The 2911-nt window shown below is 74.3% G+C and carries 4 protein-coding genes and 1 pseudogene; 3 read left to right on the top strand and 2 right to left on the bottom strand.

The features are described 5' to 3' along the window. The coding region (locus E1193_RS30850; RefSeq protein ID WP_132186648.1) for a TIGR04222 domain-containing membrane protein at positions 1-869 on the bottom strand (869 nt) is incomplete at its 3' end. A gap of 94 nt (positions 870-963) precedes the next feature. Beyond that, positions 964-1536 carry a TetR/AcrR family transcriptional regulator gene (locus E1193_RS30845; protein WP_132186647.1) on the bottom strand — a complete coding sequence of 191 codons (573 nt, stop codon included), beginning with the start codon at positions 1534-1536 and terminating at the stop codon, positions 964-966. Between the two features lie 104 nt (positions 1537-1640). Here E1193_RS30845 and E1193_RS30840 point away from each other — a divergent pair, with 104 nt between their 5' ends. The 3 genes and pseudogenes from E1193_RS30840 to E1193_RS33585 form a co-directional block, all read left to right on the top strand. Continuing rightward, entirely contained in the window at positions 1641-1919 is a 279-nt protein-coding gene (locus tag E1193_RS30840) for a hypothetical protein (protein ID WP_132186646.1), read from the top strand. Positions 1920-1980: 61 nt separating this feature from the next. Next, positions 1981-2625, top strand: coding sequence for an HAD-IA family hydrolase (locus E1193_RS30835; protein ID WP_132186645.1), 645 nt, complete (start codon positions 1981-1983; stop codon positions 2623-2625). A gap of 176 nt (positions 2626-2801) precedes the next feature. Then, positions 2802-2911, top strand: a pseudogene (locus E1193_RS33585) (RIO-like kinase); the annotation flags it as partial.

The raw sequence follows: 2911 nt of genomic DNA, 5'->3' as shown, positions 1-2911 counted from the left end.
CCGCAGGAGCTGCCGCCCCCGCCGCCTCCGCAGGAGCTGCCGCCGCCGGAGCCGCTCGCGTCGCCCACCCCGGACGCCTGCCGCTGGATCTCGGCCTGCTCGGCGAAGCCCGGGTCTAGACCCCACAGCGAGACGGTGCCGAACAGGGCCACACCCATGGCGGCCCCGGCCGGGCCGTAGGTGGCGTACGCCGGCGCGGAGGCGGGGGCGAGGTGGGCGTGGCGGCGCCGCAGCTCACGCAGTGCGGCGTTGGCGGCTCGGGTACGCCGTGGCACCCGGCTCAGCAGGATCGCCGTGACGGTCAGGGCGACCAGGGCAAGCAGCAGGAACCCGACCGGTCGGTCGTGGGCCAGACCGGTCCCGGCCCGGAGCGCGCCGAGCACGAGCAGCCCGAAGAGCACCAGTGAACCGCCACGGGCGGCGCTGCGCTGAGCGTCGGAGAGCACCAGACCCTGCCGCTCCAGGCCCTCGCGCAGATCGGTCAGAGCGCGGACCACCCACCCGTCGCGGACCAGCTCCCGGGCGTACAGGTGCCGCCGGGCGGCGTGGTGGACGGCCTGGTCGAGGGGGGTCGCCCCGGCCCGCAGGGGCGCTCCGGTGGTGAGCCGCCGGTCGGGCCGGACGCCGACGGCGCCGCTGCCGCGCAGCCCGCCCAGCGCGGACCAGACCGCGAGCTGGTCGCCGCCGTTGAGGTACGCCACCTGCTGCGGGTCGAGCCGACCGGCGCCGGCGGCGCCCTGCCCGGCGAGGACGCGGGACCGGTGCACGAGCGCGCCGGCAACCGCCACCAGGGCGGCCACCAGGTAAACGCCGAGGAAGACGGGCCCGGAAATGCCCCAGGTGTCGCCTGTGGCGGCGAGGACGGCCATGACTGCTCCTGTGGTCGCGGGATCGCGGCCTATTGTGGAGCAGCCCCGCCACGGGTGGGAGGCGGCAGGGTCATCGAACCGAGACGCAACGGCGTCAGCGCCGGCGTACGGCCTCCTCGACCAGGTCCAGCACCGGACCGAGGTCGCCGGCCGGCCGGCCCATCGCCAGGTGCAGCACCAGACCGTCGTACGCCAGCTCGAGGAACTGGGCCAGTACGTCGATCGGGACGTCCTCGCGCAGCACCCCAACTTCCCGCTGCCGGGCCAGCCGCTCCCGGGTCGCCTCGGCGACAGCCGCGGAGCGCTCGGCCCAGCGGCGGGCGAAGGCCGGGTCGGTGCGCAGCCGGCGGGAGACCTCCAGCTGGCTGCCCAGCCAGCCGGTGGTGTCCGGGGAGACCGCTCCGGCGAGCAGCTCCCGCATGACCTGCACCAGGCCGTTGCGGGCTACCGTCTCCACCATGGCGGCGGCGTCGTCCTCCGCCACGGCGAGGAACAGCGAGTCCTTGTCACGGAAGTGGTGGAAGATCGCGCCCCGGGACAGCCCGGTCGCCTCCTCCAGCCGACGGACGGTGGCCCCTTCGTAGCCGTGCCGGGCGAAACAGGCCCGCGCCGCTCGGAGGATCTCCTGCCGGCGCGCGTCGAGCTGGTCCTGACTTACTCTGGGCACGGGTCGATCGTTCCAGCTGACCCTCCGTTACGCAAACCGTACGTACGGCTTGGGTTGCTCATTTGGTGGGACGACGGGAATGGCGCGCCGGTTAGGATCGCCGGGTGACGACGTCCCCGGTCGCCTCCGCATCCGCGCCCCCCGCTGCGCCGGCCGTGGCTGCCGCGCCGGTCGGGCTGACCGTTGGGGTCGCGCGATGGCGGTACACCCTCGACGCGGCGATCGAGGGCCCGGGGGTCCGCCCGGCCCGTGACGCCGACGATGGCGGGGCGGCCTCCGCCGCCACCCCCGATCCGGCGCCGGCGGCCATCCGCCTAGCGCACGCGCCGCCCGCCGACCGGTCCGCCGACCCGGGAGTCCCCCGAACAGTGCTGCCGGTGTGACGGGCGTCGGCGGGCCGCTCGGCCCTGTCGACGCCCGCTCCCTCTCCCGTAAGGTGCCCGAGTGCCACTGCTCCTGCTCAACCTGGACAACACCCTGCTCGATCGAGCAGGGTCGTTCCGCGCCTGGGGCGAGTGGTTCCTGGCGGAGATCGGAGCGCCGCCCGCCGACATCGACTGGTTGGTCTCCCTCGACGCGGACGGACTCACCGACCGGTGGGATCTCGCGGACGCCATCCGCGACCGCTACGCGCTGCGCATACCCGCGATCGACCTGGTGGACGAGCTGCGTGACGGGGTGGTGGCGTACACCCGGCTGGACCCGTTGGTCGCCTGCGCGCTGCGGATCGCCGACGACGCGGGCTGGATGCCGGTGGTGGTCACCAACGGCACGGTCCAGTACCAGGAAGCCAAGATCCGGAACACCGGGCTCGACCGGTACGTCGCCGACTGGGTGATCTCCGAGGAGGCCGGGGTCAGCAAGCCCAACCCGAGGATCTTCGCGCTCGCCGCGCAACGCGCCCGGATGCCGCTGCGCGGCGGGTGGGTGGTGGGGGACAGCCCCGAGTCGGACATCGGCGGCGCCGCCGCCGTCGGCCTGCCCAGTGTGTGGTTGCACCGGGGCCGGAGCTGGTCGGACGCCCGGTTCGCGCCGACCCGGACGGTGGACTCCCTGATCGCCGCCGTCTCCGTCGTGCTCGGCGGCTGAAGGTCGCGCCGCGGCGTAATTCGGTTGACCCCAGCCCGGGAGATCACCACCATGGGTGCCGCGCGAACGCGCGTGCCGGGTGGGTGCCCGGTCGAGGAGAGGAGGTCGGTCATGGCCGTCTTTGCAGGGTCGTACCACCTGCCTCCGTCAGCCTCGATCAAGGGATCACCACTTCCGTGCGCGAATACGACTCCCCGGCGCCGCGGCGCCGGGGCCGCGGCAAGAGCCGCTTCGACGACGACGAACCACAGTTTCTGAAGCGTGGCCGGGCCGAGCGGCCCGCCCT

This window comes from Micromonospora sp. KC606 (assembly GCF_004348675.1).
GTDB lineage: Bacteria > Actinomycetota > Actinomycetes > Mycobacteriales > Micromonosporaceae > Micromonospora.
This window is presented reverse-complemented; position numbering and strand designations above follow the sequence as displayed.